The following is a 19,391-nucleotide window of genomic DNA, read 5'->3' as shown; positions in this document are numbered from 1 at the left end:
TACGCCTCAGAAAGCCGACTTCAATCATTTCTAAGCTACCTACACGGCAGTGAACTCAACTGCTGGCAAGGCCTGTTTGAACTGAAATTTCTAAGCTACCTACACGGCAGTGAACTGTTAAATTTTCACACTAACAACCAGATTATTAAAGAGAATATGTTGTTTTTGCGAAAAACCCCTTTTTTATTAAAACGACCAACGGCAATTAACAATCAATAGCTTGCAGTTGGCCGTTAAAAAAGGGTTAGAACCACGGAACGGTGGCTGCCGTGCTTAAACCGTAGGAAGAGAAACGGCCTGCGGTAGGGGCGTTCTGTAGCGGGCCATGTTCCACAAACACAAAAAACATTTGCCCGTTGGACAAGCTCTTTATTTGCACAAACGGCAGTGCGCTGCGTTTTTCCACCGCGTCGGGAATTCGTGCTGCGGCTTCCGCCGCCGTCAGCCAGCCTTTGCTAACGGAACGTCGACGTAGACGTTCTGCGCTGCTCTTGAGCTGAACGCGGCGCACGGTACGAAACTTCACGCCATTGGGTACGACTTTACACTCAGAAACCTGCGTGTAATCCCGTAATCCTTTCAGCCAGGACGTTTTTTCTAACGTAGAGAGCGCGTCTTCCGTACCGTGTAGCCGCAAGCATTCCCCCAGCGTTTTACCCACTTCGGGAAAGCTAATCCCAATCTTGCCATTCGCCAGTTGCCCTAGCACCCGGTGCAGTTTGGCAAACAGCGCGTTCAATAGCTGAGACGCAGTGAACTCGGGATCGGGTTGGACGCGAATATCAATGTAGTGATCCATACCGCCACCTTATTCGCCTTTTTCACCAAACACACCGCCGCGAATCAGCGTGGCGATCACGTAATGCTGCTGTTCAGGCATGGGAACATCGCCTTTAATCACCCAGTTATCCAGCAGCGTGTAGAAATCCATTTTCTCTCTGGGCTGGCGATAAGCTTTACCGCGACTGGTTACGGAGCCGTAAGGTTCGACGGCAATCGGACCCGCTTCATCAGCCGCCGGATACCAGTCGTCGATGGTGCGCAATGCATTGCCAATTTTCTGCGAATGAATGGCCGCGACATCATTCACCTGATAGAGAATTTTGCTCTTGCCGTTACGCGCTTTTTCGTCGAGCACCAGTTCCTGAGAAGGGAAGACTTCCTGACCGTTACCTAGCTGTACATAGGCTTCCACGGTAAAAAGCGCCGAGGCGTCACCCGCCAGCCCTTTCTCAATCGCTTGTGTCAGTGCGGCAAGATCGCCTGCCGGCTGGCTGAACTGGCGCAGCGAATAGTCTTCACCGTTGAATTCCCAACTTCTTTCACCTTTCTTGGTGACGACGACGCGGATCGCTTCTGCGCCAACGCGGTTGCGCCACAGAAAACGACCGTTCGCGATGTTCTCTGCATAGCGTGCCGCTAATGTGCTGAAACCTTGTTCCTGAGCGTATCCGGTGATGATGTCACCCAACGCGGTTTGATAATCCTGATCGTTACATACCGATGGCTGCGCCAGATTACCCAGTACCCGCAGAGTGAACACGATTTTCAGGGTATCGGCTCCGAAGGGAAGGGCGGCGACGTCCACTTTTTGCAGGTTGGCTTTCTGAATTTCTGCATCTAGTTTGGCCGGGTCGCTAGTGAGGGCATTTTTCAGGCGGTTAGAGATCGTCCCGCGTACCGATTTCTCCTGAATGGCAATGGCCGTCCAGTTGTCCTGCTGCGCCCAGTTGCCTGCATACATCAACGCATCCGAGTTAGCCAATTTACGTTCAAAAGCCAGTACTGATGCGGTCTTCAACGTCGTTGCTGCTTTTGCCATGATGTTGTCCTTTTTAGTAATCGAATTCGTAGGAAGTGTCTTCAGCTACAGAATGGGTATCCGCTACTTGGCGGCAGTGATAATCGCCGTTCTGATAATCATATTCCCAGAGTATCTGGCTGATATCGCTGATGCGGTGCGCGCCTTGCCATTCCCCGATGCCGTAGGCGGCTTCGGCAAAACAGAACGGCGTGTGCGGATCGCGGGTTTTATCGACCTCACCGGGCGCATAAAGTGGCGAAATGGCACGGTAGCCAATCATCAATGGCGTCAGAAAACCGCCGTCGCCGGGTTTGGGAAGGTATTTCCACTGTACGGTTTCATCGCTAGGATCGCGTTCTGCCTGCATCTTCAGCGCGGCGAAGTCCAGCCAGGCATCGATCATTTCTGCTTGCGGTTTGGCTTGCTGTAACGTCTGAAAATGGCGATGCAGTAGTGAGGTACGATCTCGTAGCACAAAGCCCGGTAATAGGCGGCGCATGACTCCACGGGTTTCTGCTTCGTCTACCGGTAACGATTGGACGGTGACCCGCTCGATATCAATAACGGTTCCTCCTGCCAGACGTTGGCATTGCGCCTGCTGTTTCAAATGTTCACATAGCGCTGTCGTGTCCGCCGGGATCTGTCCGTCGCAGCGTATTAACAGCGAGACGGTCATATGCATGCGGCCTTCTTCATTAAAAGCGGCAGTTTTGGCTTCTTTGGTCAGCGGATTTCTGGTCAGGGCAAAACTCCGTTCCCAACTGGAGCCATAAGCGTGTAGCTGATGCTGATGGCTTACCACGCCGCAGCCCTCCAGCGTCAGCCCGTGGCTGGCTTGTAACTTACGCGATAGCGCATGGGTAAAACCGAGAAAGTGCGTAATCGCGGGGAAGCCGTAGGTCAGTCCGGCAATGGCGTTGGCGTTTTCGACCTGGATACGGCGGAGGATAATCAACGTACTCATGCCAGCTCCTCTTTCAGTGCGCTTTCCATTTCACGCATACGACGTTTGAACAGGGCTGCGGTAGACCATTCCCGACGTTCGACCTCGCCGAAAATCAGGTTTTCATGTTTGAGGCGACGGTTTAGCCAGCGGCCAAAATCGTAGGCTACTGCCTGTCGCCAGTCTCCCGCTTCGCGTTCACGGCGGAAAACCGTATCCGTTTCTGCACGATAAGGATCGAGCCATAACTGCTGGGGGCGTTTCAGTTCAGACTCTGCGCTCCAACCAACGGGCAGATTCTGCACGCTAGCGACATAGAAGAAGAGCTGATCGATTAACTGGTCGAGGTAACGCAGGCGCTGTTGACGAATGTCGCGATTGTTTTCTACGTCTTTGACGCTGAGTAAAAAGCGCTGCATCTGCGCTAACGTCGCTCTGGTGTGATAGTCCACCTCGCCGTGTGGCCGGAAAATGGATTCATGCTGCTGTGGCGGTTTTTCAATACTATTCCACTGCGGTGGCGCGCTGCTGAGCAAGTAAGAACGACCGCTGCGGCTGCTGTTTAGCGCAGAAATATTTTGCGGCTTAGTGCCACCCATATTCTGTACTGCCAGATTGGGATAGCTGATAGAGAGTTGGTCGTGCCACTGATTTGTTCTTTGCGCCTGACGAATCGCTTTTGCTTCGTCGCCAAAACGCACGGCATTAATCCGCTGGTAGAGAGCCTGTGCTAGTGAAGAGGAGTAAAGCGGGCTGAGCAGATGGTATTCGCCGCTTGCTAGTGGGAAATAGATCTGTTTGGCTAGCTTATGTGAGCTGGGTTGGCGATTGGTGAACACCTGTTGAAATCCTGTTAGCCACTGTGCAAGCTGCTCTGGGTTTTCAGCCAGCGCTTCCAGTGCGCTGTGGTCGCCACGCTGTAAGGCGGCGACCAGCGAATCTCCGTCATGTTCGGTTTGTAGCAGCTTGGCAACGTCTAATGCAGCTGCGTTGCCGACGGCATCAATGGCGGGTTGTTCCAACGTGGCGGTGGAGAGTGTTTTAGCATCCGCTACCGTTTCGGCGCTAAAGACGCTGCTGCCTTTGGCATCGCTGTGGGTAAACTTCAACGCGTGCGTGACCAGACTGATTTGTCCGGCGCGGCTGGCGGCATCGGTTAACCAGTTTCGCACCTCGTGCTTCAGCTCTATCTCCCGCCGCGCTTGTGCCAGTTCTAGCTCTGCTACAGCCAGCGCTTCACCGCTGAGTGTCGCACGTTTCTTCTCCGCTTCTTTATCGAAAGCATCCAGCTTGGCCTGCTTTCGATTGTTGATGTAGGAGAGTATGAATTCGGGTAGTCCATTTCTCATTGCTTACTCCCTAATGATTGAATGGGTTATCTCATATAAGATTTGTCTTCAATACGCTCAACGATACTGATGGCTGTGGTTGATTAGCTATATCAATATAAAAATTAAAAGTTACTGACGGTGGTGATAGAAGAAGGAGCACGACTATAACCACCGTTTTTTTTCTTTGACTCTGCTTCATGAGCATTTCCCCTCTTGATGGTGTTCAATAAGGAGAATAGTACACTTTTTTATCCTAGGCAAAATGGTATTTAAATATTAAGTTTGAAATACAATTCTCCTCAAATTACTATCGCCTACACAGCCGGATAGGCTGCTTAGAAGTAGGCTAAATGAAGTAAACTGCCGTACAGGCAGCGGCGCACTCAACTGAGTGCGCCAAACACCCCTAACAGCGGGTGCCAGTACCAGTCCTCTTCTTCCCGCAGACGAATTTCGCCGAAGCGGGCGCTCACCCAGCTCAGTTCCCACTGCTTTTCTTCCGCCAGCCGTTGGTACAAGGCGTGGTAATCCTGTTCTATCCAGGCACTGACGCCTTCTGCCATGTCCAGCGTGACGGGGCGAGCAATATCGCTTTGCTTCCAGCCACTCGGGCCATCGTCCTGCACCATGAAAACCGGTTCTTCATCGTCATCGGCGATCCACAGGTAGTACGCTTCATCTTTCGCTGATTGACGAAATGGTGTACGCCGCTGTAGTTCGCCATTCCAATGCGGGTGCGCGCGCCACCAAAAGGCAGCGGGAGGGCGTTTCAGGTCATCGAGTTTTTGATTTTTGAGGCCAAGCAGCGTTTTCCCCAACACGGCATGCTCTAACGCCACCAGTGAAAGCGGCTTTGCAAACGATGTTGGCTGCACGATACGCGGTGCGGCGCTGAGGTGGCGGTACTCTTTTTCCTGCAATAGTTGGTGGAGATCGTGTGTATCCAGACTGTCATCCTGCGACTCAAAGCCAGGTTTACAGTACGCGATGTCTTTCCCCCTAAGCGCTCGAATGTTGTGGCTAAGCAGATAGATATTGGGGGTTTTAGGCACATACTGCTTATCCTGCCGGTGGCGCAATATTCGTCCGGCAAGCTGGATAAGCGAACGCATCGAGCTAGGCTCGACAATCGCCCAGTCGTAATCATGATCGCGACCCACCTCAGCGACTGAGGTTGCCAGAACAACAAAGACGTGATGCTGTTGCGGCGAGTTTTCTATCGCCTGACGAATTTCCTCCACTTGCCACAGCGCATTGATATCGTTACGCATCAGCGCGGCATCAAGCCGCTGTTCAATGTGGGAGCGCATCGCTAGTGGGTGTTGGCTGTGATAAATGCAGTAATGAATGCAGGTATCCGGTGGAGAGGGGATAGCGATCAACTGTCGAGCGACGGCAACCAGCGGATCGATGTTTGCCATTCTGACCAGCCCCAGTGAGACAGTTTTCCCGTTTTCATGCTGTTGGTGATGCTGAGAATGCAAATCGAACATCCGGGGATGGATCGCTTGCGCGACGGACAGATGAACATCATCTTTGTTTTTGCTGGAGCTGCTTACCGGTACGATAGTGGCGAAGCGTAGCGGGAGTTCATCTTTCGTCAGATTTTTCAGCCGCTGATGAACGAACGCATCGTGGCTGACCATGAAATCTTTCACGTCGCCATATTGCTCATGCTGACAGTCAAATTCATCAAACCAGCCACAGCACACGTTCAGTGGCGTATTTGGCGTACCGTAAGCCTGTTGCCAAGCGGCGCGGCCATCAAGATAGGCATCGAACAACGCACGAATTAACGCAGGCGGCAGCGTGGCGGACGACAGCAGCACGCGTGAGCCCAGCATTCCCGCCCAGTTAACCAGTCGACAAAGTGCAGGAAGATCCTCCAGACCAAAATCATCCGGTTCATCGAGTACCAGATCGGAGGTCAATAGCCGTAGCATTGGGGCAATTTGGTGACCGCCGCGTAGCCCTTCTGTTGCGGGCATCAGGTGATCGATGGTGGTGATCAGCACTGGCGCACTCAGTAATTGATGCAAAGTTGGGCTGCGTTCCAGCCATGCTTTTAGCCGACCATCATCCAGCGAGCCATCGTAGCGAACATATTGATGTTCAGAGAACAGCGGGTCGGCGGATTCACTGCCAGTTTGCGGCGTGTTTTGTTGGCGAGCCTCATTTTCTTGCCGCATTTCATGGAGATCTTGCACCGCCTGCGAACCAATCAGCACCGCTAAGTCGTCTTCGTCTAGCTTCAAACGCTGCCGTAGTGCATCGCCGGTTTGCAGCGTCAGCGTGCGTAACCCCAACGCGACGGAGAAGCGGCAGCCGATGGATTCATCCGACAGGCCATACATAATTCGTGCATTAGCGAACGTTTTTCCCCTGCCTGTCGATGCCATGTTGACGCCGAAGAAGCCGTGCTGCTTGCTGGCATCACGAATGGAACAGGCAAGGTCGAACGCGCGATCTTGCCAGCGAAAGCGCGGGTGCGTGCTACGTTGTCGGAACCCTTTGTGGCGAGTGATGGCGGGAAGCGTGTCACGCAGGTGCGGCAGGCTTCGCCCCAGCAGTAAGGCATTTTGCCCAACGCCGACGCAGTGTTCATCCAGCCTCTGCTTATATACCCCAGTCTTGCGATCGGTATTGGCCCACACCGGATAAGTGATGTCCTGCCAGCCAATCGTTGCCGCTCCTGCCGAGTAGTGGTGGTCTGCCAGCATTAGCGCGAGACGTGCCAGATGCACGGTCAACCGTTGCTCTAACTGGCTGAAATGCATGAATGACGGCAGCTTCAGTGCGCGACCCGCAAATTTTCGTGCCTTATCGCGCCAGACCGCACTGCGCAGCGGTGTCCCGTTAGGAAACTGCCAGTTTTGCTCTCGCTCGTACGGTGAGCAATCGGTCTTATAATGGTTGAGTGCATTCCATTGTGGAGAAAGATGGTCGGTTAACCATGTCTCCGCATAGTCGAGCTGGGGAGGGCGGCTGTTTGGTGCAAGCTCTGTCGATTTGTTAAATACGGGCAGCCGATGGTGAGAAACAATCAGCCAAGCGATGGTTTGCGCCAGCGGTGGTAAGGTGCTAAATGGACTATCGCTGAACGTCGGTTTATCCCGTTGCAGGCCAGCCAGTAGTTCTGTTTCTGCTTCAGAGGTAATCATGCTGAGCGTGGTTAGCCAGGCTTTATCGTCCTGCTCACCAACAAAGGCCTGAAATAGTCGTAGCGATACCCATTCATGTCGATAGGGTTGGCTGCGTGGGGCAGTACCGCTCAGGCCAGCCTGAAATAGCATATTGGCTTTGCCAACATCGTGAAATAACCCAGCAATGGCGGCTAGCAGGCTGAATACTTCTGCGCTGTGCCAGGGGTTTTCATCTTTCGTGCGCAGAACATCTCGGCTGGTGGTATTGGTAGGAACACTTCCTTGCGCATTAAAACGTCGCAGATTACCGACGACCCACAGTAGCTCGGTGTGGTTTGTGCTACGAACCCAGTGGCAGGCAACTGCCGTATTGCGACGCGCCGTTTTACGCAGCAGCTTGCGTAGCGTGTTCAGCCCTTCCAGCGTGATGGCGGTTTGCCAACTGCGCTCGCCTTTGCGTTCAGCAAACTGATCCAGTATCCGGCGGGTTTCGACCAGCGCGCGCTTATTGCATTCTGAAATCAGCAGAATGTTCATCGCGCTACCTGACTCAGTTTGCTGGCGACATCCTGCAAGCTGCCGATCATAACATCCAGCGCTTCGGATTGTTGAAATGCGGTCAGGCAGCGCTGACGAAATTCTTGATCATCTTCGCCTTCCATCGCGGCAATAAAAGCCTGCGGCAGCACGAGCGCATCTTTAATTAAATCGGCGACGTCGAATACCAGCCCGCCACGGCGAGTTTTACCGTGTAACACCGCTAATCCGTGCGGCAGGCCCAGCACCCACGTTGAGACGGCAGCCAGCCCATAAGCCAGATAGTTACCGTGATCGAGAAAGCGGTTCGCCAGATCGGTACCGCCGCCGCGTTTGGCGCGGGTAAAGTCACCATAGCTCACGGCATTAGCGGCCAGTCTGTACAGGGCTTTAGTCATCATCGCTTCCTGTACCAGTACGTCATTGCTGGTGCGGCAATCGGTTAACCCTTTTTGATAACGATCCAGAAGCGCCTGAAGATGCTCGGACTTAAAGGTAAAGCGCGATTCACGGGACAGACGAGAACCCAGCCAGTGCTGACGAATTTGCGCTATTCGCACTTGTTGGAAGGCGATGGCGGCGGCCAGCCTTTTCTCATCATCGAACCAAAAGCTGACCCAGTCCTGCAAATACTCGGTTGGTCGATATTCGCTCTGTGGCGATAGCCAGGATACCGCGATTTCAGCTTCATTGGCCGCAAACAGCGGCGTACCGCCGCCGCCACAAAAACCAATCATCACACCTGCTCTGGCGAACTCTCGCATGGCGGCTTGAGTTACGGAGGTACCCGTTCCCAACATCACCACGCTGGTATTGGCGATGGGAATATTCCAGTACAGAGACTGGTTTCCTTCCTCCGTGACATATTCGACACGGCCACCGTTGACGAGAATGCGGCAATGTTGGAGGTAATAAACATTGGCACGTTTGGAATGCAGAATGGTTTTTAAATCCGAAGGGCTAAAGGCGTTATCCATAATGTATTTTCTGCCGTAATAGATAATAACCATGACGCCAGCGAAATAAATCGCAAGCTAACTATTTGATAAGGAAAAATATAATATTCAGAAAACTGATGAAAATCAGCCTATCACAGTTGTATGTGAAAAATGATGACCGCAAAAAATATTACCCAAACGTAGACCCTTTTTATTTGGCCTATTTCACAGGATTAAAAATCAATGAGTTACAGATAGGGTTAAAAAAAGGGTTTTTACGAAGAAAATGGCAATTGCTGCTAATAAAACAAATCGTTAGAGTGATCGGGCTACAGTTCACTGCCGTACAGGCAGCTTAGAAATGAAATGATCGCTGCACGTCCGCAAGGTCATAAGTTCACTGCCGTACAGGCAGCTTAGAAATGTTGAAGCTCGATCGATACTGGAAGGTACTTGTTCACTGCCGTACAGGCAGCTTAGAAAGAGGTAAACCCTGATGAGTTGCTGGCTGATTTGTTCACTGCCGTACAGGCAGCTTAGAAATGATAAGCCAAAGACCACGCATACATGGCCTTAGTTCACTGCCGTACAGGCAGCTTAGAAAGCAGGGTGTTCTGCGTTATCTGCGCGTCAACTAGTTCACTGCCGTACAGGCAGCTTAGAAATGCATCTTGCGTTGAGTCGAGTTTATTCAGTTGTTCACTGCCGTACAGGCAGCTTAGAAATTATTGAGTACGCCGCAAAACTAATTAAATAAGTTCACTGCCGTACAGGCAGCTTAGAAAAAACTTCTAATGTCGTTCATAGTGGATAGCGTGTTCACTGCCGTACAGGCAGCTTAGAAAAGAGAAACCGTAAGGAGTCGCCATGTTCCATTGTTCACTGCCACAGGCAGCTTAGAAATTGCTGATTGGAGTAAGCACAACGTGCATCATGTTCACTGCCGCACAGGCAGCTTAGAAAAAGCGTAGTACAGAGCAACCCCGAGGCGGACGGTTCACTGCCGCACAGGCAGCTTAGAAAACAGACAGAAGGTGCATAAAAAGGAAGCCTCACGTTCACTGCCGTACAGGCAGCCTATTCACGGTACTCAGCGCTGCTGTCTGGTTATTATCGAGGCTGCACTGCGCCATCGCTCAATGCCTGTAGCTCTTAAATAACGTATTGTTGATGGCTTATTTTCGTAATATTTTCAAGTAACGGGTTTCTTTTGGTGCGAATGGAAAATTGCAGATTGGACGTTATTAACATTTAAAAATCATCATTTTTCCGTTAAAGTGACCTTACAGGGAAATAGTTCGTTGACTTAAGTAAAATTCAAAGGAGTGAGTCACTTGTGAAATACGATCCGGTTTTAAAAACGCTTGTTGATGATGACTATCGGTTAGAAGATCATCTTGATTTTAAAAAACAGCATGCAGATATTAACTATCAGAAATTACATGCTCAACTAAATGAAATAAATAACGATAACATTCATGCCATATTGACTGCGCAGGAAGCGACGTATTTCTTACAAACGTTATGCACACCTAATCCTAATCAATCGTGGAAAACAGCCATGTTTGGCTGTACCGATCCTCTCTCATCGTTTGCTGGGAATATTGCAGAAGCGGTGTCTGTTAGCAGAATCGTGATAGAAATTAAAGGATTTGGGGTAACGGCAACGGAATATGTCGGGAAAAATGGCAGTAAATACATAAAATTATCTGGCTATCCGGGGGTAAGAAAGTATTTAGACGCCACCCGATATTTAGTCGGGAACCAAAAAATATTAGATATGGGGATTGGTACGAAAGGTATTGAAAGTGGTATTGCGACTGGGGCAAGGTTCTGCATTATTTTTTCAGCCGCTTATCGAGCCGTTGAGTTGATGTTGAAAGATGAATACGCACTAACCGATTTCTTTGTTAATTTAACGATGGATGCGGCAAAACTAGCAGTATCTATCGGGGCCGCTTGGGGAGCGAAAACATTAGCTACTACAGCGATGGTCACTGGAGGTAGTGTTGTTCTTATTGCTTGCGGCATATTTTTAGTTGGATTTGCCGTTGGTTTTTCATTATTTTGGTTAGATAATGAATATAAAATAAGTGAGACTATAATAAAAAATTTAAAGTCACATAAAAAACAATATACTCCATACCATCCTGATCAGTTTTTTCAAGCTTGGGGGAGATATAGTCGTGGTTAAAATAAATAGGCCATTTTTTTTCATATATTCGGTTTTTCTTTTCTTTTTGTCATGTTTTATTAGTTGGTTTTCTTTAAGCGGATATGTGGATTTTTTTCAATCAAGTGATACGGTTATTTTCTCATGGAAGCTTGGTCTAATGGTGTTCGGTTCACCTATAATATTTTATTTTTCTTATTTTGGTTTTTTATCTGCAATAAAAAACAGACCTATTAAAACGAATAGTAAATTATCAAACTTATTAGTGGCGATTTTTATCTTTGGTGCGATAATTAGTTTTATTTCATCTGTATATATATCGTATAGCCTGAATGAACAGGGATATGCGACCTGTCCTAAAAAATCCTGGATAGATCCCAATAAATATGTAAAGAATATTGCTATTTGTAAAGAGTAAATATAATTATTTTATGATTTAGGGGTTATTCGTGGTTAAGGTAAATAGACCATTAGCTGGTGCATTTGCAGTTTTTATTTTTCTATTGACATGCTTTACTGGTTGGTTTTCTTTTAATTCATATTTGGATATTTTACAGTTAAATGATACGATAGTCTTTTCATGGAGAGTCGGGTTAATGGTATTTGGTTCTCCTTTGCTATTCTATTTTTCATATTTGTTTTTTTATTCTGCAATAAATAATGAAGTGGCGAAAATAAATAATAAATTTGGAGGGGGGCTATTTATAGTAATGATAGCTGGTGCTATAATTAGTTTGCTCTCATCTTTCTACATATCTTATAATTTTAGAGCTTATGGTTATGAATTATGTCCTAAAGTATCTTGGATGGATCCCAATAAGTATGTGAAAAATATTGCTCTCTGTGATGAATGGTAAATAACAAGAATATCTAGTGGTTTTTATTTTCCTACCAAGGAAGAATCAATCGTGGTTAAGATAAATAGGCCATTATTTGGTGCATTTGCGACGTTGGTTTTCCTCATGTCCTGCTGGGGGGGCTGGTTTTCTTTAAGTGGGTATTTAGCTTTCGTTAAATTAAGTAATGTAATAATTTTTTCTTGGAAAGTTGGTGTTTTAGTATTTGCAGTGCCACTATTGTTCTATTTTTCATACTTGGCATTTCATTCCGCAATGAAAAATGAAATGGCGAGGATGAATAATAAACTAGCTAATGTATTGGCTGTTATAGCTATATTTGGCGCAGTGGTTAGTTTTTTTTCATCAATGTATATATCGTATAGTCTGGATGATAGAGGTTATTTAGTATGTCAAAAAATATCCTGGATGGATCCCAATAAGTATGTGAAAGACATTTCTCTTTGTAAAGACTAGAAATGGTACGAGAGTATGCTTTTTCATGTTTGGGGTAGGGAAATTCATGGTTAAGATAAATAGACCGTTTTTTTTCATATACTCGGTTTTTATTTTTATTCTTTCATGCTGGGGAGGATGGTTCTCTTTAAACGGGTATATCGATTTCTTTAATCTAAATGATGTTATTTCATTTTCATGGAAACTCGGGGGTGATAATTTTTCTAGTTCCAATAGTGTTCCAGTTTTCTTATTTTGGTTTTTTTTCTGCTGTAAAAAACAGACCAATTGAAATGAATAATAAATTTTCAAATGTATTGGCTATATTTGCTGTTTTTGGTACTGCGGTGAGTTTATTTTCATCTATGTATATCTCTTATAGTCTTAATGAGCAGGGTTATAAAATCTGTCCCAAGAACTCATGGATAGCTCCCAATAAATATGTAAAAAACATTGCTCTTTGTAAAGAATGAAAATAGTACTAATTATGTTATTTCATTCTTGGGGGGGAATTAGCCGTGGCTAAAGTAAATAGACCATTAATTGGGGCATTTTCTGTTTTTCTTTTATGTCTTTCCTGCTGGGGAACTTGGTTTTCTTTAAGTGCATACTTGTCATTTTTTAAATTAAATGATGTAATAATTTTTTCATGGAGAGTGGGGTTTGCTATATTTGGAGTACCTTTGTCATTCTATTTTTCATATGTTTGTTTTTTCTCTGCTATAAAAAATAAACACATAAAGATAAATAATAAATTAGGTGAGTGGTTGATTAAAATCCTTATATTTGGTGCTGTGGTTAGTTTTTTTTCATCATCGTATATATCATACAACCTTAATTTTCATGATTATAAAATCTGTCCAAAAATATCTTGGATAGCTCCCAATAAGTATGTGAAAGATATTGCTCTTTGTGATGAGTGGTAATAACAAGCACAACTGATAAGATGCGCTTGTTATCAGCGGTCATAAATATTAGAGACTCATTTCCTCCCAAATGCTGTAACCCGACGTTCCTGCGATCTTATGGTTCCATGCTATGGTTTTATATTTCAGCTGGACTTTTTCATACGGCATGATGTCGTTGTTATCGATGACGTGTGGGTAGACACAGGTGACATCTACAATGCTCGCATCCGTTAAGGCAACTTCATAATAAAGCTCTAACTGCCCAGCGGAATTTACGCGATAAAAATAGAATGTCACATCTACCTTTTCATTATAAGAGATCGCCATTCCTAATAACGGGGATGATTTATCGATTGGCTTAATAAAATTAATGGGGTGATGAGAAACATTTTGATCGCGACTAATGCTGTGGTTTAAGCCTAATACTTGTATTTGGTCTTCATGACCGGCTTGATAACGATTGCCAATTGAGTCGAGCGTTGAGCAACCGGATGAGATTAAACCCTGTTTCTGACCATTAATGCTGGCGTAAATCAAATTAGCCATATCAAATCCTTATGAGAAAATTTATTAATAGACTGAATGATAATATATCGATTATCAGCGCAGAAATAATACGGCTAACGCAACATCAAAGCAAACCCTCATAAAAGTCGGGTGTGAAATCTAACCTGCATTTATTTCTCGCCAGTTTAGCCAGATTCGCATATCAAATTCTAACTGGTGATAATCAGGATCCATATGGCAGCAGAGTTGATAGAAGGCTTTGTTGTGGTCTTTTTCTTTGAGGTGGGCGAGTTCGTGTACCACGATCATACGCAGGAAATCTTCTGGCCCGTCACGAAATAACGTCGCTATTCTGATTTCGTTGTTGGACTTTAATTTTCCGCCCTGTACGCGTGCTACAAATGTATTGGTTCCCAGCGTCCCTTTTATCGGGTTCTGTTTATTGTCGTAAAGCACCTTTGATATTGCTGGTGCATTCTTCAGATATCGCTGCTTGAGTTCAGCGACAAATTGATAGAGCGACTTATCACTCTGAATCTGATGGCGGTCAGGGTATCTTTTTTCCAGCCAGAGGCCGAGTTTACCTTGATCAACGAGCGTCTGCGCTTGTGCAACAATCGTTGGGGGGTAGCCGTTCAGGTAGCGTAATTGGGTCATGGTGTTTTTATTCGTTGGAATAATTCAGGTTAAGCACGGGTGATTGATTGGTACTTTCTCGCTAGTTCGAATGTGGAAAACCGACCGTACTGCTTTGATGGTTAGCTGGAAACATAAGCCACCGATTTAACCGAGTTTATACACTATCACGTCGATTAAATCAGTGGCTTTGTCATTTTACGGTTTACTGAATGGCGGCGAAAGCGGCAGCGACGCGTTGGACGTTGCTGTGGTTGAGCCCCGCCATACACATACGGCCGCTGGCGATCAGGTACACGCCAAATTCTTCACGCAGGCGGTCAACCTGCTCCGGGCTGAAACCCGTGTAACTGAACATACCGCGCTGGGTGAGCAGGTAGTCGACGTTGCGGTTCGGCAGTGCGTTTTTCAATGCGGAAACCAGCTCCTGACGCATGCTTAGAATACGCGTGCGCATCTCTTCGACTTCCGCTTTCCAGTCGGCGTTTAACTGCACGTCGTTCAGGACTTTAGAAACCACTTGTGCGCCGAAATTTGGTGGGGAAGAGTAGTTGCGGCGTACGGTCGCTTTTAACTGACCCAATACGCGCTGCGCGCTGTCGGCATCGTCACACACCACGGAAAGGCCACCGACGCGCTCGCTATACAGTGAGAAAATCTTGGAGAACGAGTTGGCGATCAGTGCCGGAACGCCTGCGCTGGCAACGGCGCGAATTGCATACGCATCCTGCTCGATGCCGAGGCCAAAGCCCTGATAAGCGATGTCCATAAACGGAATCAGCTCACGCTGGATGATAACCTCAATGACGCGATCCCACTGTTCGGTGGTGAGATCGGAACCAGTCGGGTTATGGCAGCACGGATGCAGCAGCACAATGCTGCGTGCTGGCAGCGTTTGCAGGGTGGCGAGCATGGCATCAAATTTCACGCCCAGGCTTTCGCCATCGAAATACGGGTAGGTGTGAACCTTAAAGCCCGCGCCCTCGAAGATCGCAATATGGTTTTCCCATGTTGGATCGCTGACCCACACTTCTGACGCTGGGAAGTAGCGTTTCAGGAAATCTGCACCGACTTTCAGCGCACCGGAACCGCCCAACGTCTGGATGGTCGCGATGCGACCTGCTTCCAGCGCCGCGTGGCTTTCACCGAACAACAAATGCTGGATAGCCGTGCGGTAAGGCTGTAACCCTTCCATCGGCAGATAGGAATTCGCGCTCTGAGCAGGCTGCCGCAGGCTGCTTTCCGCTGCGCTGACGGATCGCAACTGAGGGATAATATTCTGCTCGTTGTAGTACAGCCCGATACTCAAATTGATCTTATCTGCTCTTGGATCCTGTTTGAATTTTTCCATCAGAGACAGGATAGGATCTCCGGCATAGGTATCAACGTTTTGAAACACAGTGTAGCTCTCCTGAGTGTGTCATTTTTATGGGTACCGCACCCCGACGATGATGGGGGACAATCAGGCCGCGTAACGGCCAGGGCGATGATTCATCGCGATAATCAGGTTCAGAATGGTTGCCCCTAGAATCGAAGCAATCAACATCGGTATGCTTACCACGAACAGGGAAGTCAGCACAATCACAACGTCAACGCCCATCTGGAGTTTCCCCGCCCGCAGGCCATATTTGTCCTGAAGGTAAAGCGCCAGAATGTTAACGCCGCCGAGGCTGGCTTTATGGCGGAACAGCACAACGAAGCCTATTCCGGTGATGATATTACCGAACAGCGTGGCGTAGAACGGGTTGAGCTGATCGAAATGAATGAACAGCGGATGCAGATCGGAAAACAGAGAAACCAGCCCGACAGCGCTGAACGTTTTCACTGTGAATTCCCACCCCATGCGGCGTACGGCCAGATAATAGAAGGGCAGATTCAGCAGGAAAAACGCGACGCCAAAGGAAACGTTTGTCAGATAATGGACAAGAAAAGCGATGCCTGCGGTGCCACCGGTGAGCGCGCCAGCCTGACGCAGCAGAATGATGCCAAATGACACCATCAGCGTGCCGATCAGTATTGCCAGAACATCTTCCAGCAACGTATGTGATATTTTTTGTGTGGGAATAACGTTATCCATGATGAGCACTCGATAGACTGACTGTCGTAAAAACATGTGCTTACCCAAGCAAGAATCACACCAGATGATACCGCTTAGCGGCTGGTTTGCGCGAAAGACCTACGGTAATAAGAGCAACGTATTGAATTATATCGATGAAAGTAACGCATGATTCGTGCGTTTTTCATAATTCATGTGGCTGAGTCGTGCGATAAGTTGTGATTTTTTGCGTGAGTTGCTCGTTTTTCTGCACCAAATAGACGCGATTGCCCCAATTCAGGGCAATGCAGGCGTGATCAAACCGTTCTCTTTGAGGCGGTTCAATACTACCGAGGTTTTCAGGTGTGCGACGCTCTTGTTCTGCGACAGAATCTGACTAATCAGCGTGCTGAGTCCAGGCAGATCCGCGACGGCGACTTTTAACAGATAATCGGCATCGCCCGTGGTTTTATAGGCGTCAATAATCGCATCCACTTCCCCCAGCATTTGGTGAAAGCGTTCAACGTATTCGCTGGTGTGGTTGATCAACCGGACTTCAATTAACCCCAGACATTCCAATCCAACGGCATTCGGTGACAGGCGAGCATGGTAGCCAAGAATGAGCTGTGCCTGTTCCAGCGCGATGCGGCGGCGTGAGCATTGCGAGGCGGAAAGACCGACCAGTTCGCTCAATTCCTGATTAGTCAGGCGACCGTTGGTCTGTAGCAGCGTCAGGATTTTCAGATCGAAATCATCAATGTTGTACATCGCGTTCCTTAAACCATGTCAGTAGTCAGTCAAACAGACTACCAGCTTTTTAAGCCGCGTTGCCTATGAGTTTTTTATCGCTGCTATATGTTACAAACAGCTATATTCAAATTAGTTTGTATCTGTCAGGAATTGGAGTTTATCGAGCATTTTACCGTTTCTAATGCTTGAAGCTGAGTTAGCCTTGCCTGCGCTTTTTTACGAGCTTCTCCTTTAGCCATACCGTTACCTATTCCGAAATCACCAAGAACGCCAAGCACTGTTCTACCATCAAACTCTCCTGTGGATTCGATCTCGTTTTGGATGCTGCGGGTTTTAGCGATTTCTTGTTTTATAGCCTTGCAATCAAAAATCCCTGATTCTTCTCCTGTTACGGTTGCTGCTTGGGGATATTGTTTTGTCGCACAACCAGCCAGAGCTATTATTCCAAATGTCAGCACGATCATCTTTTTCATTATTTATTCCTACTTATTTTCTGTCATTAAAATGGGAAGTATCTTGGAGCTGAATCATAGTCATTTAAGAGCCAAAAATGCTTAGCTTAGAGTAATCTGAAGAGTAAAAATAAGAGACGCTTTACCTAGGTAGTGGACTAATGTTTGGGGATATTTTATACCATCACTCCACAATGATCCGCTCGTCACTCTCTCCCAAACATACCGTTAACTGTTGTCCGCTGGGGCTAAAGGCGCAGTAGGGTAGAGGTTCACGCAGATAGAGGTACAGCGGAAGTGCCAGGTAAAGCGCGATCAGGACGAATGCGGTGATTGTTTTTGTGGAGATCGTTTTTGTGGCAACTGTTTTGGTCTGCGTTGAGCGGGGATCTATCGGGTCGTGCTGAGCGTGCCGGTACTTCACGACGCCGATAGTGGTCATCGCTACGCCTACCAGCATGGAAACATACAGTTCGCCAGTCGTCGGAGAAAGTATCAGTTCCTCATTTTCATACGCCTGCCAGTATTGAATGCGCCACAGGACGCTGATACCGATTTGCACCAGCCCGGCGAGTATCCAGGCAATGCGCCATCCCGAGAGCTTAAATAGCGCCAGAAAGCAGAATCCCGATGCCGCGCAAGACCAGTAGATCAGATCGAATATCGCACCGAACATACCGCCAAACAGCGTACCGCCGACATCCGTAGGTTTCAGGGTATAGAAATTAATGAGGGCAAACAGCGTCAGGATAGCGGATACGGCAAGCCAGCTTGCCGTATAGTAGATAGCCAGCCTGAAAGTTGGCAAGCCAGTGGCTTGCCGATAAAAACCAATCAGTCCGTTTTTACTCACCGTCGACGTATTCCAACGCCGTGCGCTGTGTTAAACGGGTGATCAGCTCGTAGGCGCTGGCACCCGTGTGTGCCGCAATGCGTTCAACCGATAGCGTTGGCCCCCAAAGGATGACTTCATCGCCGACCTTATCCTGAGCATCCGGCCCTAAATCAACCGTAATCATATCCATCGATACGCGGCCGGAAAGCGGTACTTCGCGACCGTTGATGAGCACGGGCGTACCTGCGGGGGCGCAACGCGGGTAGCCATCGCCGTAGCCGACAGCGACGACGCCCAGACGGGTATCGCGCGGGCTGGTCCAAGTGCCGCCATAGCCGACGGTTTCACCCGCTTTGTGTTCACGAACGGCGATAAGGTGAGACGTAAAGGTCATGGCAGGCTGGAAGCCGAAATGCGCGGCGTCTTCGTTATCCAGCGGCGACACGCCATAGAGGATAATGCCGGGGCGGACGCGATCGCGGTGCGCTTGCGGCCACAGTAGAATACCGCCGGAAGCCGCGATGGACTGTGCGCCGGGTTTACCTTGGGTAAAGGCATCGAAGCAGGCCAACTGGCGTTCGGTGGTTCCGGCCTCGGGTTCATCGGCGCGGCAAAAGTGGCTCATGATATTGACCGGCTGCACGACATTCCGACATTCGGTCAGGCGTTGCCAAAACGCGTCGGCATGTTCCGGCAGAACGCCAAGGCGGTGCATGCCAGTATCGAGCTTCATCCACACGCGTATCGGCTGCGGCAACGTGGCTTGCTCCAACGCAGCAAGCTGTTCGAGGCTGTGAACGGCGGTTTCTAGCTGGTGTTCCACCAGAAGCGGGAGATCGTCGGCGGAGAAAAAGCCTTCCAGCAGGACGATAGGTTTGGTGATGCCTGCGGCACGCAGCGCCAGCGCTTCGGAGAGTCGCGCGACGCCGTAACAGTCAGCATCGCAGAAGGTATGAGCGGATTCGATCATGCCGTGGCCGTAGGCGTTGGCTTTCACGACGGCAACGATCTGGCTGCCAGGCGCTAACTGGCGGATTCGTTGCAGGTTGTGGCGTAACGCACGCCGGTTAATGACGGCAGTTGCCGTTTTCATTCTTGTTCCTTAGT

At 48.4% G+C, this 19,391-nt stretch carries 19 protein-coding genes, 1 pseudogene and 1 CRISPR repeat array; of the genes and pseudogenes, 6 read left to right on the top strand and 14 right to left on the bottom strand.

All coding sequences use genetic code 11. The features are described from left to right. Positions 1 to 244 precede the first annotated feature (244 nt). From cas6f to cas1f, 6 genes are all read right to left on the bottom strand, one after another. Positions 245 to 799: a type I-F CRISPR-associated endoribonuclease Cas6/Csy4 gene (gene cas6f / locus GZ59_RS17870; RefSeq protein WP_039293542.1), complete on the bottom strand. Its 555-nt coding sequence runs from the start codon at positions 797 to 799 to the stop codon at positions 245 to 247. Positions 800 to 808: 9 nt separating this feature from the next. Then, positions 809 to 1,822 carry a type I-F CRISPR-associated protein Csy3 gene (csy3, locus tag GZ59_RS17865; RefSeq protein WP_011095183.1) on the bottom strand — a complete coding sequence of 338 codons (1,014 nt, stop codon included), beginning with the start codon at positions 1,820 to 1,822 and terminating at the stop codon, positions 809 to 811. Positions 1,823 to 1,835: 13 nt separating this feature from the next. After that, positions 1,836 to 2,768: a type I-F CRISPR-associated protein Csy2 gene (gene csy2, locus GZ59_RS17860; protein WP_011095182.1), complete on the bottom strand. Its 933-nt coding sequence runs from the start codon at positions 2,766 to 2,768 to the stop codon at positions 1,836 to 1,838. Continuing rightward, positions 2,765 to 4,096 (bottom strand): type I-F CRISPR-associated protein Csy1, encoded by a 1,332-nt coding sequence (gene csy1 / locus GZ59_RS17855; protein WP_039293538.1) that lies wholly within the window; start codon positions 4,094 to 4,096, stop codon positions 2,765 to 2,767. Before csy1 ends, csy2 begins: the two co-directional genes overlap by 4 nt. Before the next feature lie 365 nt (positions 4,097 to 4,461). After that, the gene (gene cas3f, locus GZ59_RS17850) at positions 4,462 to 7,758 is read right to left on the bottom strand and encodes a type I-F CRISPR-associated helicase Cas3f (RefSeq protein WP_039293535.1); all 3,297 of its coding nucleotides are present in this window, start codon (positions 7,756 to 7,758) and stop codon (positions 4,462 to 4,464) included. Beyond that, on the bottom strand, positions 7,755 to 8,735 hold the full coding sequence (gene cas1f / locus GZ59_RS17845; protein ID WP_039295246.1) for a type I-F CRISPR-associated endonuclease Cas1f: 981 nt from the start codon (positions 8,733 to 8,735) through the stop codon (positions 7,755 to 7,757). Before cas1f ends, cas3f begins: the two co-directional genes overlap by 4 nt. A gap of 295 nt (positions 8,736 to 9,030) precedes the next feature. After that, positions 9,031 to 9,541: direct repeats of the CRISPR family, unit length 28 nt; unit sequence GTTCACTGCCGTACAGGCAGCTTAGAAA. Between the two features lie 491 nt (positions 9,542 to 10,032). Here cas1f and GZ59_RS23120 point away from each other — a divergent pair. The 6 genes and pseudogenes from GZ59_RS23120 to GZ59_RS23105 all read left to right on the top strand — a co-directional run bounded on the left by GZ59_RS23120 (position 10,033) and on the right by GZ59_RS23105 (position 13,087). Beyond that, entirely contained in the window at positions 10,033 to 10,890 is an 858-nt protein-coding gene (locus GZ59_RS23120; protein WP_080641334.1) for a hypothetical protein, read from the top strand. Next, complete coding sequence (locus GZ59_RS23115; RefSeq protein ID WP_071598487.1) at positions 10,883 to 11,287, top strand: DUF1240 domain-containing protein; 405 nt, start codon at positions 10,883 to 10,885, stop codon at positions 11,285 to 11,287. Before GZ59_RS23120 ends, GZ59_RS23115 begins: the two co-directional genes overlap by 8 nt. Before the next feature lie 31 nt (positions 11,288 to 11,318). Then, the gene (locus GZ59_RS17835) at positions 11,319 to 11,726 is read left to right on the top strand and encodes a DUF1240 domain-containing protein (protein WP_039293532.1); all 408 of its coding nucleotides are present in this window, start codon (positions 11,319 to 11,321) and stop codon (positions 11,724 to 11,726) included. A gap of 51 nt (positions 11,727 to 11,777) precedes the next feature. After that, complete coding sequence (locus GZ59_RS17830) at positions 11,778 to 12,182, top strand: DUF1240 domain-containing protein (protein ID WP_039293529.1); 405 nt, start codon at positions 11,778 to 11,780, stop codon at positions 12,180 to 12,182. A gap of 46 nt (positions 12,183 to 12,228) precedes the next feature. Next, positions 12,229 to 12,634 (top strand): annotated as a pseudogene (locus GZ59_RS23110) (DUF1240 domain-containing protein). Positions 12,635 to 12,679: 45 nt separating this feature from the next. Further along, positions 12,680 to 13,087 (top strand): DUF1240 domain-containing protein, encoded by a 408-nt coding sequence (locus GZ59_RS23105; protein ID WP_071598488.1) that lies wholly within the window; start codon positions 12,680 to 12,682, stop codon positions 13,085 to 13,087. A 48-nt stretch (positions 13,088 to 13,135) separates the two neighbouring features. Here GZ59_RS23105 and GZ59_RS17825 read toward each other — a convergent pair whose 3' ends face one another. The 8 genes from GZ59_RS17825 to alr form a co-directional block, all read right to left on the bottom strand. Then, positions 13,136 to 13,615: an Hcp family type VI secretion system effector gene (locus GZ59_RS17825; protein ID WP_011095172.1), complete on the bottom strand. Its 480-nt coding sequence runs from the start codon at positions 13,613 to 13,615 to the stop codon at positions 13,136 to 13,138. 120 nt (positions 13,616 to 13,735) lie between these two features. Continuing rightward, a complete protein-coding gene (locus GZ59_RS17820; protein ID WP_011095171.1) occupies positions 13,736 to 14,233 on the bottom strand; it encodes a M48 family metallopeptidase in 498 nt (165 codons plus the stop codon). Positions 14,234 to 14,417: 184 nt separating this feature from the next. Continuing rightward, complete coding sequence (locus GZ59_RS17815) at positions 14,418 to 15,611, bottom strand: amino acid aminotransferase (protein WP_039293526.1); 1,194 nt, start codon at positions 15,609 to 15,611, stop codon at positions 14,418 to 14,420. Positions 15,612 to 15,674: 63 nt separating this feature from the next. Further along, positions 15,675 to 16,289, bottom strand: a complete 615-nt coding sequence (locus GZ59_RS17810; protein ID WP_039293524.1) for a YitT family protein — start codon at positions 16,287 to 16,289, stop codon at positions 15,675 to 15,677. A 255-nt stretch (positions 16,290 to 16,544) separates the two neighbouring features. Beyond that, entirely contained in the window at positions 16,545 to 17,015 is a 471-nt protein-coding gene (locus GZ59_RS17805; RefSeq protein ID WP_011095168.1) for an Lrp/AsnC family transcriptional regulator, read from the bottom strand. Positions 17,016 to 17,140: 125 nt separating this feature from the next. Beyond that, positions 17,141 to 17,470, bottom strand: a complete 330-nt coding sequence (locus GZ59_RS17800) for a hypothetical protein (protein ID WP_011095167.1) — start codon at positions 17,468 to 17,470, stop codon at positions 17,141 to 17,143. Between the two features lie 163 nt (positions 17,471 to 17,633). Next, positions 17,634 to 18,302, bottom strand: a complete 669-nt coding sequence (locus tag GZ59_RS17795) for a hypothetical protein (RefSeq protein ID WP_011095166.1) — start codon at positions 18,300 to 18,302, stop codon at positions 17,634 to 17,636. Beyond that, the gene (gene alr, locus GZ59_RS17790) at positions 18,295 to 19,377 is read right to left on the bottom strand and encodes an alanine racemase (protein ID WP_011095165.1); all 1,083 of its coding nucleotides are present in this window, start codon (positions 19,375 to 19,377) and stop codon (positions 18,295 to 18,297) included. Before alr ends, GZ59_RS17795 begins: the two co-directional genes overlap by 8 nt. Positions 19,378 to 19,391 lie beyond the last annotated feature (14 nt).

This window comes from Pectobacterium atrosepticum, assembly GCF_000740965.1.
GTDB lineage: Bacteria > Pseudomonadota > Gammaproteobacteria > Enterobacterales > Enterobacteriaceae > Pectobacterium > Pectobacterium atrosepticum.
Note: the sequence above shows the minus strand (reverse complement) of the source record. Positions and strands in the feature narration are given on the sequence as shown.

Coding starts and splice junctions, on each gene's coding strand:
- GZ59_RS17810 (WP_039293524.1), bottom strand. CDS start 16,289: ATGGATAACGTTATTCCCACACAAAAAATATCACATACGTTGCTGGAA.
- alr (WP_011095165.1), bottom strand. CDS start 19,377: ATGAAAACGGCAACTGCCGTCATTAACCGGCGTGCGTTACGCCACAAC.
- cas3f (WP_039293535.1), bottom strand. CDS start 7,758: ATGAACATTCTGCTGATTTCAGAATGCAATAAGCGCGCGCTGGTCGAA.
- GZ59_RS17805 (WP_011095168.1), bottom strand. CDS start 17,015: ATGTACAACATTGATGATTTCGATCTGAAAATCCTGACGCTGCTACAG.
- csy2 (WP_011095182.1), bottom strand. CDS start 2,768: ATGAGTACGTTGATTATCCTCCGCCGTATCCAGGTCGAAAACGCCAAC.
- cas6f (WP_039293542.1), bottom strand. CDS start 799: ATGGATCACTACATTGATATTCGCGTCCAACCCGATCCCGAGTTCACT.
- GZ59_RS17825 (WP_011095172.1), bottom strand. CDS start 13,615: ATGGCTAATTTGATTTACGCCAGCATTAATGGTCAGAAACAGGGTTTA.
- csy1 (WP_039293538.1), bottom strand. CDS start 4,096: ATGAGAAATGGACTACCCGAATTCATACTCTCCTACATCAACAATCGA.
- csy3 (WP_011095183.1), bottom strand. CDS start 1,822: ATGGCAAAAGCAGCAACGACGTTGAAGACCGCATCAGTACTGGCTTTT.
- GZ59_RS17800 (WP_011095167.1), bottom strand. CDS start 17,470: ATGAAAAAGATGATCGTGCTGACATTTGGAATAATAGCTCTGGCTGGT.
- cas1f (WP_039295246.1), bottom strand. CDS start 8,735: ATGGATAACGCCTTTAGCCCTTCGGATTTAAAAACCATTCTGCATTCC.
- GZ59_RS17820 (WP_011095171.1), bottom strand. CDS start 14,233: ATGACCCAATTACGCTACCTGAACGGCTACCCCCCAACGATTGTTGCA.